Origin of the sequence: Streptomyces sp. NPDC102279 (genome assembly GCF_044766365.1) — a bacterium.
Taxonomy (GTDB): domain Bacteria; phylum Actinomycetota; class Actinomycetes; order Streptomycetales; family Streptomycetaceae; genus Streptomyces.
The window spans coordinates 106,902-129,847 of sequence record NZ_JBIWLU010000003.1; the positions used below are offsets into that span (position 1 = coordinate 106,902).

17 protein-coding genes, 1 tRNA gene and 1 pseudogene are annotated in these 22,946 nt (G+C 72.0%); 6 read left to right on the forward strand and 13 right to left on the reverse strand.

Annotation, left to right across the window (positions count from 1 at the left end):
- Positions 1-107: 107 nt before the first annotated feature.
- The gene (locus ACIRQH_RS07295; RefSeq protein WP_404224636.1) at positions 108-4,343 is read left to right on the forward strand and encodes a PAS domain-containing protein; all 4,236 of its coding nucleotides are present in this window, start codon (positions 108-110) and stop codon (positions 4,341-4,343) included.
- A gap of 156 nt (positions 4,344-4,499) precedes the next feature.
- Here the strand turns inward: ACIRQH_RS07295 and ACIRQH_RS07300 are convergent, their stop codons facing one another.
- From ACIRQH_RS07300 to ACIRQH_RS07340, 9 genes and pseudogenes are all read right to left on the reverse strand, one after another.
- On the reverse strand, positions 4,500-6,143 hold the full coding sequence (locus tag ACIRQH_RS07300; protein ID WP_388868494.1) for a long-chain fatty acid--CoA ligase: 1,644 nt from the start codon (positions 6,141-6,143) through the stop codon (positions 4,500-4,502).
- Positions 6,144-6,351: 208 nt separating this feature from the next.
- The gene (locus ACIRQH_RS07305; RefSeq protein ID WP_358818807.1) at positions 6,352-6,906 is read right to left on the reverse strand and encodes a SigE family RNA polymerase sigma factor; all 555 of its coding nucleotides are present in this window, start codon (positions 6,904-6,906) and stop codon (positions 6,352-6,354) included.
- 405 nt (positions 6,907-7,311) lie between these two features.
- The gene (locus tag ACIRQH_RS07310; protein WP_358818808.1) at positions 7,312-8,478 is read right to left on the reverse strand and encodes a lipid-transfer protein; all 1,167 of its coding nucleotides are present in this window, start codon (positions 8,476-8,478) and stop codon (positions 7,312-7,314) included.
- Positions 8,479-8,648: 170 nt separating this feature from the next.
- Positions 8,649-9,011, reverse strand: a pseudogene (locus ACIRQH_RS07315) (acyl dehydratase); the annotation flags it as partial.
- A 128-nt stretch (positions 9,012-9,139) separates the two neighbouring features.
- Positions 9,140-10,225, reverse strand: coding sequence for an acyl-CoA dehydrogenase family protein (locus tag ACIRQH_RS07320; RefSeq protein WP_404224639.1), 1,086 nt, complete (start codon positions 10,223-10,225; stop codon positions 9,140-9,142).
- A gap of 1 nt (position 10,226) precedes the next feature.
- Positions 10,227-11,372 (reverse strand): bifunctional MaoC family dehydratase N-terminal/OB-fold nucleic acid binding domain-containing protein, encoded by a 1,146-nt coding sequence (locus ACIRQH_RS07325; protein WP_404224641.1) that lies wholly within the window; start codon positions 11,370-11,372, stop codon positions 10,227-10,229.
- Positions 11,369-11,515: a hypothetical protein gene (locus ACIRQH_RS07330; protein ID WP_388868143.1), complete on the reverse strand. Its 147-nt coding sequence runs from the start codon at positions 11,513-11,515 to the stop codon at positions 11,369-11,371. Before ACIRQH_RS07330 ends, ACIRQH_RS07325 begins: the two co-directional genes overlap by 4 nt.
- A 72-nt stretch (positions 11,516-11,587) precedes the next feature.
- On the reverse strand, positions 11,588-12,784 hold the full coding sequence (locus ACIRQH_RS07335) for an acyl-CoA dehydrogenase family protein (RefSeq protein ID WP_404224643.1): 1,197 nt from the start codon (positions 12,782-12,784) through the stop codon (positions 11,588-11,590).
- 279 nt (positions 12,785-13,063) lie between these two features.
- Positions 13,064-13,372 (reverse strand): hypothetical protein, encoded by a 309-nt coding sequence (locus tag ACIRQH_RS07340; RefSeq protein ID WP_388868149.1) that lies wholly within the window; start codon positions 13,370-13,372, stop codon positions 13,064-13,066.
- Positions 13,373-13,755: 383 nt separating this feature from the next.
- Between ACIRQH_RS07340 and ACIRQH_RS07345 the strand changes: the two genes are divergently transcribed.
- Positions 13,756-14,631 (forward strand): bifunctional DNA primase/polymerase, encoded by an 876-nt coding sequence (locus ACIRQH_RS07345; protein ID WP_388868152.1) that lies wholly within the window; start codon positions 13,756-13,758, stop codon positions 14,629-14,631.
- A gap of 112 nt (positions 14,632-14,743) precedes the next feature.
- On the opposite strand, the gene ACIRQH_RS07350 is transcribed toward ACIRQH_RS07345, so the two are convergent.
- Positions 14,744-14,830 (reverse strand) — tRNA-Ser (locus ACIRQH_RS07350).
- A gap of 63 nt (positions 14,831-14,893) precedes the next feature.
- Entirely contained in the window at positions 14,894-16,411 is a 1,518-nt protein-coding gene (locus ACIRQH_RS07355; protein WP_388930047.1) for a S1C family serine protease, read from the reverse strand.
- Between the two features lie 256 nt (positions 16,412-16,667).
- Here ACIRQH_RS07355 and ACIRQH_RS07360 point away from each other — a divergent pair, with 256 nt between their 5' ends.
- The 3 genes from ACIRQH_RS07360 to ACIRQH_RS07370 all read left to right on the forward strand — a co-directional run bounded on the left by ACIRQH_RS07360 (position 16,668) and on the right by ACIRQH_RS07370 (position 19,328).
- Positions 16,668-17,477, forward strand: a complete 810-nt coding sequence (locus ACIRQH_RS07360; protein ID WP_358818815.1) for a glycerophosphodiester phosphodiesterase — start codon at positions 16,668-16,670, stop codon at positions 17,475-17,477.
- Positions 17,478-17,604: 127 nt separating this feature from the next.
- Positions 17,605-18,234, forward strand: coding sequence for an ATP-binding protein (locus tag ACIRQH_RS07365; RefSeq protein ID WP_404224646.1), 630 nt, complete (start codon positions 17,605-17,607; stop codon positions 18,232-18,234).
- Positions 18,235-18,362: 128 nt separating this feature from the next.
- Positions 18,363-19,328, forward strand: a complete 966-nt coding sequence (locus ACIRQH_RS07370) for a DUF5926 family protein (protein WP_404224648.1) — start codon at positions 18,363-18,365, stop codon at positions 19,326-19,328.
- A gap of 233 nt (positions 19,329-19,561) precedes the next feature.
- Here the strand turns inward: ACIRQH_RS07370 and ACIRQH_RS07375 are convergent, their stop codons facing one another.
- Complete coding sequence (locus ACIRQH_RS07375; RefSeq protein ID WP_388868158.1) at positions 19,562-20,071, reverse strand: hypothetical protein; 510 nt, start codon at positions 20,069-20,071, stop codon at positions 19,562-19,564.
- Positions 20,072-20,202: 131 nt separating this feature from the next.
- Entirely contained in the window at positions 20,203-20,868 is a 666-nt protein-coding gene (locus ACIRQH_RS07380) for a bifunctional DNA primase/polymerase (RefSeq protein ID WP_358818819.1), read from the reverse strand.
- Positions 20,869-21,351: 483 nt separating this feature from the next.
- Here ACIRQH_RS07380 and ACIRQH_RS07385 point away from each other — a divergent pair, with 483 nt between their 5' ends.
- On the forward strand, positions 21,352-22,863 hold the full coding sequence (locus tag ACIRQH_RS07385; RefSeq protein WP_358818880.1) for a PP2C family protein-serine/threonine phosphatase: 1,512 nt from the start codon (positions 21,352-21,354) through the stop codon (positions 22,861-22,863).
- Positions 22,864-22,946: the final 83 nt, after the last annotated feature.

Sequence of the window (22,946 nt, forward strand, 5' to 3'; positions counted from 1 at the left end):
GTCGGCGGGACCTCTGCCCGTAGACTCCCTCGCGTGACACGCTGCGGGCAGGTTGGCAAGATGGCATCCGCGGTCGGCAAGGTGCGGTAACAGGGAGGAAGCGTCTCGTGAGCAGCAGGCCATCCCGAGGCGCTGCTCGCCTCGCAGCCATACTGGATGCCCTTCCCGACGCGTTGCTGCTGGTCAACGCCAACGGAACCGTCGTCAACGCCAACACCATCGCCCTGGAGGCCTTCGAGACCCCGGGCACGGCACTGGTGGGCCGCGGGCTCCTCGACCTGCTGCCCGAGTTCGACTCGCGGCTGATCCCCGGATCCATGCGGCGGCCCGACACCATCGACCAGCGCGGGCGGACCAAACCGACCCGCATGATCGCGCGGCGCACCGACGCCACGGAGTTCCCGGTCGAGGTCACCAGCGCGAACCTGGAGGACGGCCAGCAGGCCTACGACAGCTACGGCCCGACCCCCGACGAACTGCTCATGCTCGTCGTCCGCGACCTCTCGGGCACCGTCGACACCGAGGCCGAACTCGCCCGTTCGCAGCGCCAGACGGAGATGATCCTGCGCGCCGCGGCCGAGGGGGTCGTCGGGACCGACACCGAGGGCCGGGTCGTCCTCGTCAACCCCGCCGCCGCCCAGATCCTCGGCTACCGCGCCAGCGACCTCGGCGGCAAGGACCTGCACGCCCTGATCCTGCACTCGCGGGCCGACGGCGAACCCTTCCCCTATCCCGAGTCACCGCTCGCCGACACCCTGCGCTCCGGACGCAAGCACCGGGTCCGCGGGCAGGTGCTGTGGTCGAAGTCCGGCGACCAGGTGCCGGTCGACCTGACGACCTCTCCGGTACGCGACGGGGACCAGCTCGTCGGCGCCGTCATGACCTTCACGGACCGGCGGCCGTACGACACCCTCGCCCAGGAGAAGGACGCCGCCGACACCCGGCACACCGAGGAACTGGAGCGGATCGGCGAGGAACACACCGCCGAACTGGAGGCCCTGCGCGAGCGGCACACCGCCGAGGTCGCCGAGCTGACCGAGCGGCACGAGGAGGAACTCGCCGCGGGGGACGAGCGGTACGCGTCCCTCGGTGAGCGGGAGAAGGACCGCTACGAGGCGCTGACCGCCCGGCACGAGCAGCTGCTCGCCGTCCTGGACCAGTCCCTGCGCGGGCCGCTCGACCAGCTGCGCGGCGAACTCTCCAAGCTCGCGGCCGACGACGCGGGTCAGCTGTGGCCCGAAGCCAACCAGGTGCTCCACCATCTCGCGGCCGGCTACTCGCGGATCACCACGCTCGTCGACAACGTGCTCGGCTACCAGCGCCTCGACGCGGGCGACGAGACCATCGCCCGTACGAACGTCATGCTCGACGCCGTCGTCGCGGCCGGTGTCGACGGGGCCGTCGACCTGATCGGGCCCGGACGCGTCCAGTTCGCCGTGCACGCGCCGCCCATCGAGGCCGAGGTCGACCCGCATCGGCTCGCGCGCGCCCTGGCCCACCTCATCGCGGACGTCGCCGGAGTCGACGCCACCGGCAACGCGCCCGTCTCGGCGGGCGGTTACATGGACAACACCGTGGTCGTGGCCGCGGCGCAGCGCGGCGAGGTCGTCCGGATCGAGGTGCGCGGGCCGTACGCCGGGGGTGACCCGGTGCACGAGCCGATCGTGCGCGGGATCGTGCGCGCCCACGGCGGGGTGCTCCAGACCCACGAGGTGCCGGGGATGAGCGGCAGCGCCTTCGTCCTCGAAGTGCCGATCGGGGGCGGGGCCGGAGCGGTCGCGCCCGTGATCGGACCGCCGGTCTCCACCGAGGTCGCGCTGCCCGACCAGGCCGCGCAGCAGAGCGGCGGCCGACGACGGGCCCGGCGTTCGTCCGTCGACGCCTTCCTGGACGGCGGCGTCACGGCCGAGTCCGACGCGCAGTCCGGGGACAGCACCGGGGCCGGCGGGACGGTTCCCACCGGTCGGCGCCGTCGGCGCGCGGCGGGGGATCCCGCGGCCGGCGAGGTGCCGGTCCCCGCGCAGGGGACCGCGGCCGAGCCGTCCGGTGAGGGTTCCGGCGGTACCGGGCGGCGTCGTGGCCGGCCGAGTGCGGCCGAGGACGCGGGCGACGCGGCGGTACCGGGCGCGGACGACGCGGTCTCCGAGGGTGCGGTCGTCATGGCGGGCGAGCACGGCGCGGGAACGGCGGCCATCGGATCGGGACTGGGCGGGACGGTGCCTCCGCAGGGGGTGCCGGTGCCCTCCGGACGACGCGCACGCCGTGACGGTGAACAGCAGGCACTCCCCGCCGCGTTGCCGGCCGCGGCCGGTGCACAGGCAGGGGCCACGAACACAGGCCCGGACGGTCCGGACGACGACGCCTCGGACGCGGAGCACCCGACCGGACGACGCCGCCGTGCGCTCGCCGCGGCGGCCGAACGTGCCGCCGCGCAGGAGACGGGCGCCCGTACGGTGTTCGCGCTTCCGCCCGCGGAGGCGGACCGATCGCCGGAGTACGTCCAGGCCGAGGCGCAGGCGCAGGCCGCCCAGGCACAGGCCCAGGTCCTCCAGGCGCAGGCCGCCCAGGAGGCGCAGGCCCAGGTCGCCCGGGCCCAGCAGGCCGCGGTCGCGGCCGGTCACGGTCAGGCCGACGACGGCCGCCACGACGCGGTGTCGCACGCCGACGACGACGACGACCACACCCCGCCCCAGCCGCACCCCGTCTCCGGCCCGGGCCGCCGTCGCGCCCGCCAGGCCGCCACGCCGGGTCAGCCCGGTCAGCCCGGTCAGCCGGTCGCTCCGACGGGAACGACGACCGGAACACCTGGGGTTCCTGGGCAGGGCATCCCCGGACAGGGGGTTCCCGCCCCGGGAGTCCCCGCTCACGGCGTTCCGGCTCAGGGCCGTCCCACGCAGGGAGCCCGGGGTGCCGCCGTCGGTGCGCAGGGCACCCCGGCCGGTGCCGCCGCGATGCCGGGCGCGCCCGCTCCGGCGGCCCAGCAGCCGTGGCCCGACGCGAACACCGCCCCCGGTGCCGACGACACCTCGGGCGCGAACACCCCGGCGCCCGCCGCCCGTCGTCCCGTACAGCCCGGTGTTCCCGGTGTCGCGCCGGCCGCCACGCGCCCCGCTCAGCCCGTGGCGCCCGCTGCGCAGCCGGCCATCGCGCCGCTGCCGCCTGAGCGGCCCGCCCCACGGATCGCGCAGCCGCTGCCCGCCGAGGCGTCGGCGACGTCCGCCGCGGCGGACTCCAGCACGACGCAGGGCCGTGCCATAAGCGTGCGCACGCTCGGCCAGGGCGTTCCGTTCGCCCGCCAGATCGCCGCGGCCCAGCCGGGTGGCGGCGTCCAGGCGCCGACGCCTCCCCCGCACCAGTCGAACGGTTCGGGCCGCCGCCGCAAGCTCGGCACGCCGCCCGAGCCCGTCGTCGAACGCCCGGAGAACGGCGCGCGGTCGCCCCAGCAGGGCGGCCAGCCCGCGTCCGGACCCCGGCGGCCCGGAGCCACCGAGGGTGCCGGACGGTCGTACGCCATAGGAGCACCGGACGAGAACGCCGCCGAGGGCCCCGAGCCGCTCGACGGTCCCGGCGGTGCCGTCGAGGTCGCCGACCAGCCGCAGCCCCGGCCGGTGGACGACGAGTTGCCCCCGGAGCCGCTGGACAACCCGAGGCGGCTGCTCGTGTGGCCGGCGCCGGACGTCACCACCCAGCAGGCGCTGAGCGACCGCGGCTACCGTCCCGTCATCGTGCACTCGCGCGAGGAGGTCGACGCGCAGATCGCCGCGTTCCCCGCCGCGCTGTTCGTCGACCCGCTGACCGGCCCGATCACGCGCACGGCCCTCCAGTCGCTGCGGCAGGCCGCCGTGGCCGCCGAGGTTCCCGTCCTCGTGACGGCGGGACTCGGACAGGCGACGCGCGAGGCGGCGTACGGTGCCGACCCCGCCGTCCTCCTGAAGGCCCTCGCGCCGCGCGACTCCGAGCAGCATCCGCCGCGCGTCCTGCTCATCGAGGAGCACGCGGAGATCGCGCTCGCCCTCACCGCGACGCTGGAGCGGCGCGGGATGCAGGTGGCGCGGGCGTCGACGGACGAGGACGCCGTCACGCTGGCCGCGCAGATGCGTCCCAACCTCGTGGTGATGGACCTGATGCAGGTACGCCGGCGGCGCGCCGGAATCGTCGACTGGCTGCGGGCGAACGGGCAGTTGAACCGCACGCCGCTGGTCGTCTACACCGCCGCCGTCGACCCCGCGGAGCTTCCGCGGCTGGCCGCGGGGGAGTCCGTGCTCTTCCTCGCCGAACGCTCCACGAGCGACGAGGTCCAGGACCGGATCGTCGACCTGCTGGCCCGCATCGGTACCAACTAGCGGTCCGTGCACATCCCACTCCGCGGCGCGGACGTGGCGGCGCTCCGGGCCCGGGACAGCCGTACGCCGGGCGGGTCGTGAAACGCCCGCCCGGCGCAGGTGTCGCGTGCCGGCGCCGGTCGTGGGGACCCGGCGGGTCGTGTCGGAGCCGGTGTGTCAGAGCTGGGTCACGTCCAGGCCGCCCTCGGCGTACTGCCGGCGGAGCACCTTCTTGTCGAACTTGCCGACGCTCGTCTTCGGCACCGCCTCGACGATCGTCCAGCGTTCCGGCAACTGCCACTTGGCGATCCTGCCCTCGGCGGCGAGGAAGGCGCGCAGCGTCGCGAAGTCGGCGGTGGAACCCTCCCTGAGGACGACGGTGGCCAGCGGGCGCTCGCCCCACTTCTCGTCGGGGACGGCGACGACCGCGGCCTCGGCCACGTCCGGGTGGGACATGAGGGCGTTCTCCAGGTCGACCGAGGAGATCCACTCGCCGCCCGACTTGATGACGTCCTTGGCGCGGTCGGTGAGGGTCAGGAAACCGTCGGGGCTGATCGTGCCGACGTCACCGGTCTTCAGCCAGCCGTCGGGGCTGAACTTGTCGGCGGGGCGCAGCGATTCCGCTCCGGCGCCGCCGTAGTAGGCGCCCGCGATCCAGGGACCGCGGACCTCCAGCTCGCCGGCCGACTCGCCGTCCCACGGGAGGCGCTCACCGCCGGGGCCGGTGAGGCGGGCCTCGACGCCGGCCGGGAAACGGCCCTGCGTGAGCCGGTACGCGAACTCCTCGTCCGTGCCGACGGCGTGGGCCGGCGGGCGGGCGACGGTGCCGAGCGGGGAGGTCTCGGTCATGCCCCAGGCGTGGCAGACGCTCATGCCCAGCTCGTCGAAGGCGGTCATCAGGGAGGGCGGGCAGGCGGAGCCGCCGATCGTCACCTGGGTGAGGGAGGAGACGTCCCGCGGCTTGGCGGTCAGCTCGGCGAGCAGGCCCTGCCAGATGGTCGGGACGGCCGCGGCGTGCGTCGGCCGCTCGCTCTCGATCATCTCCGCGAGCGGCGCGGGCTGGAGGAAACGGTCGGGCATCAGCATGTTGACGCCGGACATGAAGGTCGCGTGCGGCAGACCCCAGGCGTTGACGTGGAACTGCGGGACCACGACGAGGGTGGTGTCCTGGTCGGTGAGCCCCATCGACTGCGCCATGTTGACCTGCATGGAGTGCAGGTAGATCGAACGGTGCGAGTACACGACACCCTTGGGGTCCCCGGTGGTACCGGAGGTGTAACACATGGCCGCGGCCTGTCGCTCGTCCAGCTCCGGCCAGTCGTACGCCGTCGGCTTCCCGGCGAGCAGCTCCTCGTACTCGTGCACGCGCACGCTCGCGCCGTCGAGCAGCGAACGGTCACCGGGGCCCGACACCACCACGTGCTCCACCGTCGACAGCTGGGGGAGGAGCGGAGCGAGCAGCGGAAGCAGCGAGCCGTTGACGATGACCACGCGGTCGGCGGCGTGCTTCACGATGAACACGAGCTGTTCGGCGGGGAGACGGAGGTTCAGCGTGTGCAGCACGGCGCCCATGGAGGGGATCGCGTAGTACGCCTCGACGTGCTCCGCGTTGTTCCACATCAGCGTCGCGACCCGCTCGTCGCCCGTCACCCCGAGGTCGTCGCGCAGGGCGTGGGCGAGCTGGTTGGCCCGCGCGCCGGCCTCGCGGAAGCTGCGCCGGTGCGGCTCGCCCTCTCCGGTCCAGGTCGTGATCTGCGACTCTCCGTGGATCCGCGCCCCGTGCACGAGAATGCGGGTCACAGTCAGCGGTACGTCCTGCATCGTGCTCAGCACGGCGTCCTCCCGGGGGCGACATTGCCTACGCGGTAGTAATGGGTTCCGCTGATTCTGCTCACATACCGCGTGGTATGTCACTAGGCGCAGGAATGATCGATCAGCGCCACCCCTGCTCGGGCGCGGTTTGCGAAGCACGGGAACCGGTCCCACGTCCGCGCCGGGATCCGCCGGACAGGACACCCGCGGACACGCCCTAGGCGGCGGGCGCCAGTTCCGGGTCCTCGCGCAACTTGCCGAGCGCTCGCGACACCGCCGACTTGACCGTGCCGACGGAGACGCCGAGCACCTCCGCCGTCTGGACCTCGCTCAGGTCCTCGTAGTAGCGCAGCACCACCATCGCCCGCTGCCGCGCCGGCAGTTTCATGACCGCCCGCCACATCGCGTCGCGCAACGCCTGCTGCTCGGCGGGGTCCGCCGCGGGCAGCCCCTCCGGCTCCGGCAGCTCGTCGCACGCGAACTCGTCGACCTTGCGCTTGCGCCACTGCGACGTCCGTGTGTTCAGCAACGCCCGCCGCACATAGCCGTCGAGCGCCCGATGGTCCTCGATCCGCTCCCAGGCGACGTACGTCTTCGTCAGCGCCGTCTGCAGCAGGTCCTCCGCGTCGCTCGGGTTCGCGGTGAGCGACCGGGCGGTCCGCAACAGCACCGGCTGGCGTGCCCTCACATAGGAGGAGAACGACGGGTACGAACGGGTCTGCGTCGCCGGAGTGGCGGCGTCCGAGGCGCTGGTGCAGACGAGTGTGGTCATGACTCCACGCTAGGTTCGCCCCCTCCTCCCGCGGATCGGCCGCAGGTCCCGAAGCCATGTCCGCCTCAGGTTGTAGGAAGGGGGGTGGCCCCACCTCCTGAAGGTGGACGAGCGCGCACCGCCCCCTGAGGGTTCACCCCTGAGAGAGTCGAGGGGGAGACGGCAGGCGCCGGCTGGATCGGGCCGGGGAGAGCTGCGGACGGGCGGGGTCCGCCGGATACGGCCGGGAACGGTGGGGAAGAGCTCGGGCAGCTGTTCCCAACTCTGGCCACCTGGAGCGACCGTCGCGACCGGTGCCCACCGCCAAGCCCACTCGGAGACCTGCCCGACTCCTCCAGCCCCTCCCCGCCTCTCCCTCCTCTCCTCTCCCTTTCGCGTCCCTGACGGCCGGGACGGACGGCTTCCTCAGCCGTCGGAGCCGAGGATCAGCCCCGAAGTGGGGACTCCCGTACCCGCCGTGACCAGGACCCGTTCGGCTCCGGTCATCTGGTTCACGGACGTGCCCCGCAGCTGCCGGACGCCCTCCGCTATGCCGTTCATCCCGTGCAGGTACGCCTCCCCGAGCTGTCCTCCGTGCGTGTTCAGCGGCAGCCGCTCCTCCGCGACGAAGTCGGCCGCCTCCCCCGGCTTGCAGAACCCGAACTCCTCCAACTGCGTCAGCACGAACGGGGTGAAGTGGTCGTACAGGATCCCCACGTCGATCTCCGCCGGCCCGAGCCCCGCGGTACGCCACAACTGCCGCGCCACCACGCCCATCTCGGGCAGCCCGGTCAGATCGTCCCGGTAGAAACTCGTCATCTGCTCCTGTGCCCGGCCCGCTCCCTGCGCGGCGGCCGCGACGACCACCGGAGGACGGGGCAGATCCCGGGCTCGCTCCACGGAGGTGACGACCAGCGCCTGGCCGCCGTCGGTCTCCTGGCAGCAGTCCAGCAACCGCAACGGCTCGACGATCCACCGGGACGCCGCGTGCTCGGCGAGCGTGATCGGCCTGCCGTGGAAGTACGCCGCGGGGTTCGTCGCCGCGTACTTGCGGTCCGTCACCGCGACATGGCCGAACGCCTCAGGGGTCAGACCGTAGGTGTGCAGATACCGCTGGGCCGCCATCGCCACCCACGAGGCCGGGGTGAGCAGCCCGAACGGCAGGGCCCAGCCCAGGGCCGCGCCCTCCGCCGACGGCTCTCTCCGCTGCACGCCCGAGCCGAATCTGCGGCCAGACCGCTCGTTGAACGCCCGGTAGCAGACGACGACGTCGGCCACCCCGGTCGCGACCGCGAGCGCCGCCTGCTGGACGGTCGCGCAGGCCGCACCGCCGCCGTAGTGGACACGGGAGAAGAAGGACAGCTCCCCGATCCCGGCCGCCTGGGCGACGGTGATCTCCGGGCTGGTGTCCATCGTGAACGTCACCATCCCGTCCACGTCGCCCGGTGTCAGCCCCGCGTCGTCCAGCGCTGACCGCACCGCCTCCACCGCCAGCCGCAGCTCGCTGCGCCCCGAGTCCTTCGAGAACTCGGTGGCCCCGATCCCGACGATCGCCGCCCGCCCACCGAGGCCGTCCCTCCTTCGCACACTCACGAGGCACCGCCCTCGGCCGACGCCTTGCCGGAGACGAGGAAGGACACGGGAACAGAACCGGAGGTGGGGGCGGACTCGGCTTCAGGGGTGGATGGGGAGGTACGGGCCGTGGTGGAGGCGAGGGCAGCGGAGGCACTGACCGGGGCGGAGGGCGGTGCGGTCGTCCTCGGACCCGGGACGGTCACCGTCACCGTGCCCATGACGTGCCGGCCGATCTTGTTGGTGCCGAGGATCCGCACCGTGACCGTGTCGCCGTCGACCTTCTCGATCGAGCCCGTCATCACCATGGTGTCTCCCGGGTGGTTGGGGGCGCCGAGCCTGATGGCGACCGCACGCAGCACGGCGGTCGGCCCGAAGTGATCGGTCACGTACCGTCCGACCAGTCCGTTGGTCGTCAGGATGTTCATGAAGATGTCCGGGGAGCCCTTCTCCCGTGCCAGCTCCGCGTCGTGGTGCACGTCCTGGTAGTCCCGCGACGCGATCGCCCCGGCCACGACCAACGTACGGGTGATCTCGATCTCCAGCGGCGGCAGTACGTCACCGGCCCCGTACGTGGAGCCCGTGTCGCCGGACGCGGGTGCCGCGCCCGGATCTCCGTGTCGGGACCCCGGCCCGGAAACGCCGGCCCGACTCGCCGAGCCCGGTACGGTCCGCTCCACCTTCATGTCGCCACCTCCCCCTCCACCATCGGCCCACCTCTCACGAGCAACTCACCGAGTTCCTGCAGCACTTCGCCCCCGCCCCCCAGATACGCGTCCAGCTGCCGCCCCCAGAGGAAGTGACGGTGCACCGGGTGGTCGAGGTCGGCCCCCGCCCCGCCATGCAGGTGCTGGCCCGCGTGCACCACGCGCTGCCCGGCCTCGGACGCCCACCAGGCGGCGGTCAGGGCGTGCGTCCCGTACGGCAGTCCCTCGTCACGGCGCCATGCCGCCTCGTACGCCGTCACCCGTATCGCTTCGATGTCCATGTACGCGTCGGCTGCGAGCAATTGGACTCCCTGCTTGGCGGCGAGCGGGCGCCCGAACTGCTCCCGCACGTTCGTGTACGCGACGGCGCGCGCCAGCGATCCCGCGCACACCCCGGCCTGCAGTCCCGCGAACGCGGTGCGCGCCGTGGCCAGCACGTCCTCGTGCGCCCCTTCCGTGCCGAGGGGCTCCCCCGGTGTCCCCTGGAGGGTCAGGCGCCCCGCCGACCAGGGCGCGGTCAGCTCGACGGGTTCGCCCGCCGGCGCCTCCGCGGTGCGCACCAGCCAGAGCCCGCGTCGGTCGTCGGTCACGAGAACATGTGTGGCGTCCCGCAGCCAGGGCACCACGGGGACGGTCCCGGTCAGCAGCGGCCGTCCCGCTGCCGGGGCACTCGACGAGCGGCCGCCCTCGGTGGCGACGACCGACCCCGGCCCGCGCAGCGCTCCGGCCACCACCACCGTCCCGTCCGCGATTCCCGGCAGCAGCCGCTCGCGTTGCTCGGGGGAACCGTGCGCCGCGATCGCGAGCTGCCCGTACACGCAGCTCGCCGCAAAGGGCACCTGCGCCGTGGTGCGGCCCTGTTCCTCCAGCAGCAGCACCAGCCCGAGGAGCCCGATGTCCTCGACGGCCGCCACGAGCCCGGCGGCGCACAGCTCCTTCCACAGTCCCGTGTCGCTGTCCGTCCCGGCCGCGGTGAGCCGCTCGGGCGTGGAGAGGTCGCCGAAGATCCGCGCGGCCAGGTCCCGGGCGGCCACCTGCTCCTCCGTGGGCGTGAAGTCCATGTCAGCTCCCCCCGCCCGACGGGACGCCGACACCGCCGGGCGCCGCCGACAAAGTGGCCGGCTCGCCGGCAGCAGCGTCACCCTCGCTTCCCGTCCTGGCCCGGAACACCGGCAGAAGCAACTCCTCGTCGTACTGCCGGAATTCGAGGCGCACAGGCATCCCGACCCGCACACGGTCGTGCGGCACGCCCACGACGTTGCTCACCATCCGCACGCCCTCGGCGAGTTCGATCAGGCCGACCGCGTAGGGAGGGTCGAAGGCGGGGAACGGCGGGTGGTGCATCACGACGTACGAGTAGACGGTCCCCTCACCGCTCGCCTCGACGGTGTCCCACTCCGGGCCGCCGCACGCGTTGCACCCGGGCAGCCAGGGAAACCTCAGCGTCCCGCATCCCGTGCAGCGCTGGATCAGCAACCGCTGCCGACCGACCCCCTCCCAGAAACCGGCGTTGTCCCGGTTGACCACGGGGCGCGGGCGACTGCTCCCGGACGGGGGCGTGCCGGCGGTGCCGACCGGTACGGCGGACCCGGTGGTATCGGCCGGCACCGCGGGCTCGACCGGTGCAGCGCGGCCGACGGCACCGGCGGGTGCCGCAGCGCCGCCGGTGCCGGCGGACTGCCCTGCTCCCCCCGAGCCCCCCGCCCCGGCAACACCTTCCTCACCCCTCGGGTTCCGTCGCGCGGGCGCGTACTTGAGGATGCGGAACCGGTGCGTCCCGGCGAGTTCGCCTCCCGCGCGAACGTCCATGCGCGTCGTGATGAAGTACCCCGTGCCGAGCTTGGTCGTCTTGCGTTCGGAGACGGACTCGATCATCGAGTCGAAGGTGATCTCGTCTCCGAGCCGCAGCGGACGCAGATACTCCTGCTCGCAGTCGGTGGCGACCACCGAGGTGCAGCCCGCTCCGTCGAGGAGCGCGAACAGCTCGTCGTTCGTATCGGAGCGGCCCGGCCGACCCGTGTGACCCGCGAGGCCGCCCATCGTCCACGCCTGGAGCATGGTGGGTGGAGCCACCGCGTTCGGCCCCCGGTACGCCGGATGCGTGTCCCCCATCGCCTCGCACCAGTGCCGGATCATCGGTGCGTTGACCGGGTCCCTGCCGACACCTCCGACGGTGGCCGCACGCCCTTCGAACTCCCGTAGTTTCACCAGCAGTTCGTCGCCGACATTCCCACGATCTTCTGCCCCGCCGTGCACGGCGAACCCTTCACCACCCGCCGCACCCTCAGCATCCGCACCCGCACCCGCACCCGCACCCGCACCCGCACCCGCACGACGGTCACCCATGCCATGGCCGGCCGCCCCATGTCCGCCCCTGTCGCGGCCGTCCGTCCTCGCGTCGCCGCCTTCCGTCCCGCGCGGCTTCATCGCCGCCCCCTCTTCATCCCGAGCCGCATCGTCGCGACGATCTCCCGCTGCACCTCGCTCACCCCGCCTCCGAACGTGTTGATCTGCGCCGCCCTGTTCATCCGCTCCAGCTCGCCGGCCCCGAACGCCCCCGGTGAACCGGAGCGGACCAGTGCGTCCTCTCCCACAATGTGCTGACACATTCGGTACACCGCGACCGCGGATTCGGTTCCCATGACTTTCACGCCGCTGGCGTCTCCCGGCGCCAGTCGGCCCGCCCCCACGTCCCCCACCAAACGCCAGTTGAGCAGGCGCGATGCCGCCAACCGGGCATGTACTTCGGCCAGCTGGAAACGGACCCACGGCTCGTCAACCCGGCGTCGCAACGTCACCGGATCGGGCGTCCGGGCCGCCTCCAGCGCGGCCGCGTAGAAGTCCTCGGCCTGCATGCCGATCGCGGCGAGGGCGACCCGCTCGTGGTTCAGCTGGTTGGTGATGAGTCCCCAGCCGGCGTTCTCCTCGCCGACCAGGTTCGCGGCCGGAACGCGCACGCCGTCGTAGTAGGTCGCGGTGGTCGTCTGGCCGCCGACCGTCTCGATCGGCGTCCAGGAGAAGCCGGGCGCGTCCGTGGGGACGAGGACGATCGAGATGCCCTGATGCTTGGGCGCGTCCGGGTCGGTCCGGCAGGCGAGCCAGATCCAGTCGGCGTTCTGGGCGTTGGAGGTGAAGATCTTCTGCCCGTCGATCCGCCAGTACCCGTCTCCTGCGCCCTCCGGATCCGAGGGTGCACCCGGCTCCCGTACGGCGCGTGTCCGCAGTGAGGCGAGGTCGGTGCCGGCCGACGGCTCCGAGTAGCCGATGGCGAAGACGAGGTCGCCGCTCAGGATGCGGGGCAGGAAGGTCTCCTTCTGCTCCTCGCTGCCGTACTTCATGAGGGTCGGGCCGACGGTGTTCAGCGTGACCATCGAGACGGGGGCACCCGCCCGGTAGGCCTCGTCGAAGAAGACGAACTGTTCGTCCGCGCCGCGTCCCTGCCCGCCGTAGGCGACCGGCCAGCCGAGGCCGAGCAGTCCGTCGGCGCCGATGCGGCGGAGCAGTTCACGCTGCCCCACGGGGTCGTCGGAGGGCGGTGGTCCGTCCGGCATGAGGTCCCGGAAGTACGCACGGAGTTCGGCGCGCAGCCGCTGCTGGCGTTCGGTGGGGGCGAGGTGCACGGCGGCGGCCTCCCGGACCTCGTACGGACAGGAGTTTCTGACTGTCCGTCAGATCCCGTGCACTGTCAAGGTCATGGGCATCGGGCCAGGAGCTGCGGAAGACGGGCCGCCGGGCGCCCTCGAACGGCCGGACGCGCACCCACGCACCGGGGCCCCACTCCTCCGGAAACACGGCTGCGCGACGGCACCGAAGCACCGTCGCGCAGCCGCTGTGAAACCCCACAGAGCACTACCCCACGCGGAGACCCCAGGGCCGATGAGAGCGCATCGGCCCGTGGCTCACCAGAGGTTGACGAAGTTCACCAGCACGTTCGAGTTCCCCTGATTGATGGCCGTGAAGGCGGATCCGTTCACCTGGGCGGTGTTGTTCTGGTTCGAGGCTCCGGCCCCGACCGCCTGCTGCTGAGTGGTGGAGGAGTTGCCGTTGTTGTCGTGCCCGACGCCGCCACTGACGGTCGCCACTCCCGCGTTCGATCCGTTGCCCGCGAAGCCGCCGTTGTCCGCCGACGCGACGCCCGTGCAGAGGGCGGCGGCCAGGGGAAGGGCCGCGACGGCGGCGAGGACGCGAGCGGTACGGATGCCTGCCATGTGAATTCCTCCAGAACCGGGTTGTACGCACCGGCGATGAACCGGGCTGTACGGGAAGTACGGCTAGTTCCAAGGCAGTTGGCCGACCGCCTCGGTGAAGTGCACGACGTCGCGATTCCAGAGTTGCCCACGGGGCTCCCGCGAACCACCCCGGAAGCAATGATTCCCCCTCAAGCGTGATGACAAGTCGATAAACCCCCTTCCACCCGACAAAGCCCCTGCTCAGCACGCAGCCGACCGTTCAACCCTCACCCCTCCCCAAGCGCCGCAACAGCCGAAGCGTTCCGGCACATTTTCGGCCGATCTCGCCCATCGCCGACTGCAGGTACCTCAGCGCTCGGCGAGCCCTTCCTTTTTTCGAACACTCGTACGAACATAGAGCCATGGCCACCATCGACCGGCAGGCCACCACCCTGGCCCTGGCCCACGCCCTGTCCGCCGCCGAGCGCGGACTGGCGGTGATCCCGCTGTCCCGAACGAAGCTCCCGGCCCTGCGTTCCCCCCACCGCGACGACCCCGAACCCACCCCCTGCCACGGCGAGTGCGGGCGCTTCGGACACGGCGTGTACGACGCCTCGACCGAGCCCCGGCGCATCCGCGAACTCTTCGCCGCCGCCCCCTGGGCCATCGGCTACGGCATCGCCTGCGGCCTCGACCCGCACCACCTCATCGGCATCGACCTCGACACCAAATCCGGTACGGACTCCTCCACCGCTCTGCGCGAACTGGCCCTGCGCCATCTGTTCACGATCCCGGAGACGGTCGTGGTCCTGACCCCGAGCGGCGGCCGGCACCTGTGGCTGAGCGGACCGCCCGACGTGGTCGTCCCCAACTCCGCGAGCAGGCTGGCCCCCGGCATCGACATCCGCGGCGCCGGCGGCTACCTCGTCGGCCCCGGCTCACGTACCGAACACGGCGTGTACGGCACGGCTCCCGGCACCGGACGGCTCGCGCCCGCGCCCTGCCCGCGCGAGCTCCTGGACCTGCTGCTGCCACCGCCCCGCAGGCACCATCCGACCCCCTCCTCGGCAGGGCAACAGGGGCAGGGGCTCGTCCAGTTCGTCCTCGCCGCACACGAGGGCCAGCGCAACACGCGCCTCTTCTGGGCCGCCTGCCGCGCCTACGAGAACGGCATCGGCCCGGAACTGATCACCCCACTCGTCCGGGCCGCCGTCCGCACCGGCCTCACCGAACCCGAGGCCCGCTCGACGATCGCCTCCGCGGCCCGCATGACGGCTCCTTCACCCCGGCAGCGCTGAGGGCGCGCCATCGCCGGGGGCCACGCGTGACGGCCACGCACCCGGCGGCGCCGGAACCAGGGAGCACGCGAACGGCCCCTGACCGAAAACCCGGTCAGGGGCCGTTCACCTGCGGTGGGTGTGGGATTTGAACCCACGGTGACATCGCTGCCACGACGGTTTTCAAGACCGTTCCCTTAGGCCGCTCGGGCAACCCACCCCGCGCTGCCGTTGATCGGCGGCGCGGGGACAAGAGTAACGGGTCCGGTGCCCGACCCGCGGGTCAGCTGTCGCCCTCTCGCGAGGCGAGGGTGACGTCCGTGGTGTGGGTCTTGCCGTCGCGCGTGTAGGTGAGCTTCACCGTGTCGCCCGGCTTGTGCGTCCAGATCTCGCCGATGAGGGTCGGACCGCTGTCGATCACCATGTCGTCCAGCTTGGTGATGACGTCGCCGGGCTTGAGGCCCGCCTTGGCCGCGGGCCCGCCGGACTCGACGGCCGCCGCGCCGCTCGCGCCCTGCTCGGTGATCTTCGCGCCGCTCGTGCCCTCCTCCAGGGAGACCGAGGCGCCGATCTTCGCGTACACCGGCTTGCCGTTCTTGATCAGCTGCTGGGCGACGTTCTTCGCCTGGTTGATCGGGATCGCGAAGCCCAGCCCGATGGAACCGGACTGACCGGAGCCGCCGAGACCGCCGCTGCTCGACGACTGGATCGCCGAGTTGATGCCGATGACCGCGCCCGAGGCGTCGAGCAGCGGACCACCGGAGTTGCCCGGGTTGATCGAGGCGTCGGTCTGCAGGGCGCTCATGTAGGAGGCCTTGCTGCTGGCGCTGCCGTCGCTGGAGGCGACGGGACGGTTCTTGGCGCTGATGATGCCGGTGGTCACCGTGTTGGACAGACCGAACGGCGCGCCGATCGCGATCGTGGAGTCGCCGACGGCCACCTGGTCGGAGTTGCCGAGGGTGAGCGGCTTCAGCTCTCCCTCGGGCGCGTTCTTCAGCTTGATGACCGCCACGTCGTAGCCCTGCGCGTGACCGACCACCTCGGCGTCGTACTTCTTGCCGTTCGGGAAGGTCGCGCTCAGCTTGCCGCCGTCGACGGCCTCCGCCACCACGTGGTTGTTGGTGAGGATGTGGCCCTGGGTGTCGAAGACGAAGCCCGTGCCGGTGCCACCCTCGCCGCTGGTGCTCTGCGCCTCGATGGTGACGGTGCTCGGCAGCGCCGTGGCGGCCACGTTCGCGACCGTGCCCGAGGCGCGCTTCACCTGGCCGCTGGTGCTCGGGGCGGAGACCGTCGTCGATCCGGTGGAGTCGTCGTTGTTCTTGGCCAGGCCGTAGCCGATGCCACCGCCGACTCCGCCGGCGACCAGCGCGGCCACCAGGATCGCGGCGACCAGGCCGCCACGGCCGTTCTTCGGCTTCGGAGCGGGCTGCTGGTACGAGGAGCCCCAGCCTCCGGTTCCCGAACCGCCGCCGTCGGCGTACGACGGGGTGGCGGGCGGCGGAGGCGGCCAGCCTCCTTCGGGGGCGGAGCCCTGGGCTCCGGTGCTCTGTGCGTAGGGGTCGGCGCCCTGTCCGTAGGGGCCGGCTCCGTGCCCGGCGCCGGCCGAGGCGTACGCCGGAGCGCCCGTGGGCGCCGACGCGTGCTCCGATGCGCCGGGGGCGCCCTGCGGGACGGCGGGGATCGGAGCGGTCGGTGCACTCCCGCCGTGCGGGGCCTGCGCGGAAACAGCGGGAGTGTCCACCGGCACAGGAGGTGCGGACGGGGCCGGGGGTACCTCGGTGCCCTCGTTCTCGGTGCTCACAGCTCTTCTCCTCGATCCACGGCTGTTGTTCTCGGTCGCACTCGGTCACACCCACTCACGCTTGCTGATGGCCCGGCGCGATTCAGCTGTGCATGTGCTTTTGTACGCCGTCAGCTTTTCCCACTGGGCGTCAGAGCACCATAAGCGGTGCCTGTGCGTCCGGGGCGACTCTTTATAACGGACCTTTGTCACTAAAAGGAGGAAGGGTCATGTCTCCCACCTCACGCCTACCCCGCGACGGTGGCACCATGACGCGGTGACCCTCGCACGACAGCACCCGATCCAGGTGGTCGCCCACCGCGGAGCCTCCGAAGAGGCCCCGGAACACACACTGGCCGCGTACAAGAAGGCGATCGAGGACGGCGCGGACGCCCTTGAGTGCGATGTGCGCCTGACCGCCGACGGCCACCTCGTCTGCGTGCACGACCGCCGCGTCAACCGTACGTCCAACGGCCGCGGCGCCGTCTCAGCCCTGGAGCTCGCCGATCTCGCCGCTCTGGACTTCGGCTCCTGGAAGAACCGCGACGAGTCCCCCGACTGGGAGCACGTCCCCGGAGGCCCCGAGGACACCTCCGTCCTCACCCTGGAGAGACTGCTCGAACTCGTCGCCGACGCCGGCCGCCGCGTCGAGTTGGCCATCGAGACGAAACACCCGACCCGCTGGGCGGGCCAGGTCGAGGAACGGCTGCTGGTCCTGCTGAAGCGCTTCGGCCTGGACTCTCCGGTGTCCGCCGCCGACTCCCCGGTCCGTGTGATGAGTTTCTCGGCGCGCTCCCTGCACCGTGTCCGGGCCGCGTCCCCGACCCTGCCCACGGTGTATTTGCTCCAGTTCGTCTCCCCCCGGCTGCGGGACGGACGACTGCCCGCGGGTGTCCGGATCGCGGGCCCCTCGATGCGGATCGTACGCAGCCACCCCGGGTACATCGAGCGCCTCAAGCGGGCCGGTCACCAGGTGCACGTCTGGACCGTGAACGAGCCCGAGGACGTGGACCTCTGCGTTGAGCTGGGCATCGACGCCATCATCACCAACCGCCCGCGCGCGGTACTGCGTCAACTGGGCCGCTGATCCCGGACCTCCCCGGACTCCGACACCGCACGTGAAGCACCACGATCGCCCCTCAAAAACCATCGAAAACCGGACGCCCGTCACGGGGAGTGCACCGGCGCGTTCGCTCCGTATTCGATCGTTACAAGTGCGTCAGCAGACGTCGATTGGCCGGTTTCCGGTCCAGTCCAAAGGGGCATCCACTCCGTGGCGTGGGGCAAAGGAGGTCTCGGGGGTGGCGTTGGTGGTGGCACAGGAGGTGCCCACGTCGTCGAGCATGGCCGTACCCCATGGCCCTGCGGGCGTGGGGGAAGCAAGGCATCGGATGCGGGATCACCTGCGCTCCGGTGGCGTGGCGGAAACGGTCATCGCCGACGCGGTACTGATCCTTTCCGAACTGCTCAGCAATTCCTGCCGACATGGCAGACCCCTGGGCGAGGCGCTCTCCGGCGACGGCGACGTGCGGGCGACCTGGCGCGTCGAACCGGCGGGACGGCTGACGGTCGAAGTGACGGACGGCGGTGGTCCGACCCGCCCTGTTCCGTCGACGCCCTCGGTCACCGCTCGTGGCGGCCGTGGCCTGAACATCATCACCGCGCTGGCCAAGGACTGGGGTGTCCGGGACGACATCCACGGCGAGGTCACGGTGTGGGTGGTCATCCAGGACGATGTGGAAACGGCCCGCAGACGCGACGATTTCGCTACGCGCGTCGCGTCACCGACCGTGTCCGGGATATCCGGCCTGGACTTCGCGGACGCCTTCGACGACCTCGGCTGAGACACCCGCCGCCCGAACCACCGGTGCCGGTGCGACGCGGTGCGTTGTCCACAGGGTCCCGTCGGCCTCCGCGCGAACGGCTAGGCTCGCGCCCGTACGAGACGAGCCGTGATCGGGAGACACCCACGATGGCCAAGAAGCGACCCCAGACGAGGGCCAAGCAGCCGCAGCTCCAGGACGGAGAGATCCCGGTTGTCGGCGCTCGCGAGCCCTGCCCCTGCGGCAGCGGCCGCCGCTACAAGGCCTGCCACGGCCGAGCCGCAGCGCACGCCGTGACCGAGCTGGTGCACCGCCCCTTCGAGGGCCTGCCGGGCGAGGGGGACTGGGTCGCGCTGCGCGAGCTGGTGCCCGCCGCGACGGTCGAACTGCATCTCAAGGAGAGCCTGCCGGAGGGAGTTCCCTCCGTCACGCTCGCCACCGTCCTGCCGATGGCCTGGCCCGCGCTGCGCCGCGACGACGGCTCGGTGCTGCTCGGCCTGCAGAACGACACGGCCTCCGGCGACATCAGCCGCGACCTGGCCGACACCCTCCGGCGCGCGCTCACCGCGCAGCCGGGCACCCCGGTCGAGGGCCGCCGCGCCCCGGCCGACGGTCCGCGCCTGCAGGACCTGCTCGACCCGGAAGGCTCCTTCGAGCCAGTTGTGCACACCGGCTTCGAGTTCTGGGTCCCCGACGCGGAGAACTCGACGGCGGAGGTGACCGCTTCTCTGGAGCGGGCCAACGCCGCGGCCATCCCGACCGTGAAGCTCTCCGGGGTCGACGCCGCCTACTGGTGCGAGACTCCCGACAAGAACCACCTGCGCTGGGTCATGCCCCACGAGGAGGAGCAGCTTCTGGACGCCCTCGCGCGGCTCCACGCGGCGGGACGTTCGGGCCTCGGGGAGGGCACCCGGCTGGTCGGTTCCTTCCGCGCGCACGGGCTCACCGTGCCGGTCTGGGACCTGCCGACGGGTGTCACGGCGGACGACGTCGAGAAGCCGGCGGCGGAGTTCGCCGAGCGCCTCACCACCGCTCTGGCCACGGACGAGCCGCTGACGGCGGACGAGCGTCGCGCGCGGGGCGGCCTCACCAACCGACAGGTGACTCTCAGCTGACACACAGACTCGGAAACTGACCGACCGGTCAGCTGGTCGCGACTTCGGAAGCGGGTGACTCCTGTCACAACTCCCCGTTGTGACAGGTAAATCCGTGTCCGAATAGCCGAGATCGAATTTGCGAACCGCCGATCTCTTGTTACCGTTCGAGTAGCCCGGTTGCTGGTGCATCCCCCGTCGCCAGCAACCGGGTCTTTTCATGCCCGCAATCAGATCCGCGGTCAACAGCCTTGCTACGAGGCCGAGTTGCTCCCCGAGCGCAGCAACAGCGGCCCGTCGGGCCCGGATCCCTTCGCGAACTCGGCGATCGCCGTGTACGCCTGCGCGCCCCCCGCGGTGCGCTCCCGGGGCGTCTCGCACGCCCCCGGATCGTCCTCGGCGTCCACGGTGCAGTTGATCTGCACCGTGCGCCCTCCGGGGCCCATCAGGCTCAGCAGGGAGCTCAGTTCTTCGCCGGTCGCGTTGCGGTAGTAGGTGCGCGCCCAGGTCTCCTCGCCCTGCGTCAGGACACAGGTCTGCGCCTCGACGCCGTCGGGCGAGGAGAGTTCGGGACCGCACCGGGCGGCGGTGGCCAGTCCGAGGCCGAGCAGCAGGGGAGACCGGGAGGGTTCGGGAGAGCGCGGCCGGTCGTCGGTGCGAGCCGTCCCGCGCACGGCAGCCGGATCGTTGTCGCCGACGGAGCCGGCGGACGCCACGGCCAGTGGAAGAGCGAGGACGAACGCCACGACGCCGACCAGCGCCATGAGACGAACCCTTCGGGGGTCAGGCCCGCCGCGCGGCGGCGTCGAGGCCCCGTGCCCCCCAGAATTGCGCTGCATAGGTCGGACGATAACGAGCGCGGGCGGGCGCGCGGCTCACCGCGCGCCGGACGCCCTTACAACTCGGGTGCGCTCACACCCGTACGAGTGAGTGCTTCGACGACAGCGTCCACCACGGCCTCCACACCTGGTACCCAGGGCGCGGCCGAGCCGGGCAGCGGAGCGCGCTCCCAGCGGATCTGACCCTGGCCGGTCTCGGACGGCGGCAGCGCGATGTAGCCGCCGTCGCCGTGGAAGCGCAGGGAGCCGGGGACGAAGTCCTTGGCGTAGAGCAGCTCGCCGAGCTGCTCCATCGAGTACGGGGCGACGAGGATCGCCCAGCGGGTGGGAGCCGCGACGACCGGGCCGAGACGCATGCCCGCGCGGTCGAGGCCGTCGAGAGCGCGGGCCGCGGCGACAGCCGGCAGGCTCACCGCGCACGGGGCGCTTCCCCCGGTGGCCATCACGATGGGCGCCGAGGGCCGGTTGCTCCACCACCAGCGCACCATGCGCTCGTCCGTGGTGGCCGCGAGGAGGCCGGGGTCGAAGGGATGGGCACCGGGCACCGTGCACTCCGGGTCTGGGCATCCGCAGCGGGCGCGCCCCTGGGGGTCGGCCGCCACACCCGGGAGGACGGGCCACTGCCATGCGGTCGCGAAGGTCAGGGCCGCGCTGAGCATCTCAGGCCTCCCGTTGTTTCGCCTGGACAGGAGCCTGCGTCGCCTTCCGAGGATCTCGCGCATGAGCGCTCGTTCCTTTCCGTTGCACGCCTGGCAACACCGAGGATCACATCACACCATGTGTCGATCTCTTCACTGTGCGTACCTGCTGGCGCATCACACCCCTGCTGGAGACAAGGGGAACCCCTCTGGGCCGAGCATGTGGCTGCGTCCGCGCCCACACTGCGTACATCCAAAGCATGGGCATGGCGTGGGGTGGCGGCGCCTGGCGTTTTACGTCCCGCGGTATTTCTTGCCGCCTCCGCCACGGGAGGATGGGGCACGGTCGTCGGTGGTTAAGACGCCCGGGTCCGTCGCCAGGTTCCGGGCGGATCTCAACCGCCCCTGGCCTTCACCGAGTACGTACCCATCACGACCGCTGTGACGCTCCGTCGAACGAGGCCAGTCGACCTCAATAAGCCGTTACCCGAGTCAGTTTTAGGCCAACTTAGTTTTCCCGCAAGGGTTACCGCCGGTCTCATGGACACCAGGAATCCCAGCAGGACAATGCTGGACATCCCCTCACGAGTGCGTGTACATGTGGAGACACTGCTAGCGGCGCAGAACTACATGGGGGTTTGCGATGCTACCGAGCAATACGCACCGGCCGGAAAGCCGGACGTCATGAACGCCCCTCACCTTCCGAAAGTGGCTGGAATCGATTCAACGGTTCCCTCGCCCGCACACACTGTCGCGCCCGCGCCTGCTCCCCCGGGTGCCGCCTCGGTCGCGCCGCCCACCGGCCCCGGAGCGGTTCTCCAAGATCGACTCGCGGGCTGGGTCTCGGATCTCACCACCCTCCACGAACTCACCGAGCGTCTGGCGCGCACCTCGACCCTGGACCAGGCGCTCCAGGAACTGCTGCGCGCGGGAGCCGCCCTCGTGGGTGCCCGGCGCGGTCTCGTCGTCATGGAGCCGGGCGACGGACTCGGCCCCGACACCACGATCGGCCTCGGCCTCGCCCGCGCGGACCTCGGCCACATCGAGACCGTCCCGCGCAGCTCCATGTCGTACGGGCAGATCCTGGACGGCCTGCCGGGCGGGGAGGGCGAGATCGCCCAGCCGGACCTCCTCTCGGAGGACGGGCTCGACCCCCGCCACCGCGAGGTGGCCGCCCGCCTCGGCTACGCCGCGAGCTACGCGCTGCCCCTGTCCACCGAGGCCGCGGGCCGCCTGGGCGCCGCCGTCTGGCTCTACGACGAACCCGCCGAACCGGTCGAGCGGCAGCGCCACCTCATCGGCCTGTACGCCCGGTACGCCACCGAGCACCTGGCGCGGCTCCTGGAGCTGGAGCGCACGCGCGCGTGCATGACGACGATCTCCGCGGAGCTGCTTCCCTCGCGACTGCCGCGGGTCTCCGGCGTCCAGCTCGCCGCCCGGCACCGCACCGGACCGCGGGGCGGCGGTGACTGGTACGACGCCCTGCCGCTGCCCGACGCCGCGCTCGGCCTCGCCGTCGGCTCGGTCACCGGCTCGGGACCCAGCGCGGTCGCCGCCATGGGCCGGCTGCGTGCCTCCCTGCGGGCGTACGCGGTGATGGAGGGCGAGGATCCGGTCGCGGTGCTCTCCGACCTCGAACTGCTGCTCCGGCTCACCGAGCCGGCCCGCTCGGCGACCGCCCTGTTCGCCTACTGCGAGCCCGCCCTGCGCAAGCTCACGCTCGCCGGGGCCGGCCACAGCCCGCCCCTGGTCATCGGCCCGCGACGGACCGAGTTCGTCGAGACCTCCCTGTCGGCGCCGCTCGGGATGCTCGCCTGCTGGGAGGCCCCCAGTGTCGAGATGACCGCCGAACGCGGCGAGACCGTGCTCATCTACACCGACGGGCTGCTGCACCGCACGGGCGACCCGATGGACCGCGCCTTCGCGCGGCTGCACGCGGCGGCGGCCGGCGTCCCGAAGGCCGTGCGGGACGACCCCGGGGCGATCGCCGACCACGTCCTGCGCACGGTCCTGCCGGACGGTCTCGACGAGGCGGACAGCGACGAGGACGTCGTCCTCCTGGCGGCCCGCTTCGAGTGAGCGCGCGGACACCTCGTGTAACAGGCCTTCCGGCCCTGGGCCCCCTTCAGCGCGACCGTACGATGGAGGAGGTCCAGAGTCGT

Excerpts from the sequence above, each read along its gene's own strand:
- ACIRQH_RS07375 (WP_388868158.1), bottom strand. The coding sequence starts at position 20,071 with ATGGCGCTGGTCGGCGTCGTGGCGTTCGTCCTCGCTCTTCCACTGGCC.
- ACIRQH_RS07385 (WP_358818880.1), top strand. The coding sequence starts at position 21,352 with ATGCTGGACATCCCCTCACGAGTGCGTGTACATGTGGAGACACTGCTA.
- ACIRQH_RS07330 (WP_388868143.1), bottom strand. The coding sequence starts at position 11,515 with ATGGCATGGGTGACCGTCGTGCGGGTGCGGGTGCGGGTGCGGGTGCGG.
- ACIRQH_RS07370 (WP_404224648.1), top strand. The coding sequence starts at position 18,363 with ATGGCCAAGAAGCGACCCCAGACGAGGGCCAAGCAGCCGCAGCTCCAG.
- ACIRQH_RS07305 (WP_358818807.1), bottom strand. The coding sequence starts at position 6,906 with ATGACCACACTCGTCTGCACCAGCGCCTCGGACGCCGCCACTCCGGCG.
- ACIRQH_RS07300 (WP_388868494.1), bottom strand. The coding sequence starts at position 6,143 with ATGCAGGACGTACCGCTGACTGTGACCCGCATTCTCGTGCACGGGGCG.
- ACIRQH_RS07340 (WP_388868149.1), bottom strand. The coding sequence starts at position 13,372 with ATGGCAGGCATCCGTACCGCTCGCGTCCTCGCCGCCGTCGCGGCCCTT.
- ACIRQH_RS07380 (WP_358818819.1), bottom strand. The coding sequence starts at position 20,868 with ATGCGCGAGATCCTCGGAAGGCGACGCAGGCTCCTGTCCAGGCGAAAC.
- ACIRQH_RS07345 (WP_388868152.1), top strand. The coding sequence starts at position 13,756 with ATGGCCACCATCGACCGGCAGGCCACCACCCTGGCCCTGGCCCACGCC.
- ACIRQH_RS07320 (WP_404224639.1), bottom strand. The coding sequence starts at position 10,225 with ATGGACTTCACGCCCACGGAGGAGCAGGTGGCCGCCCGGGACCTGGCC.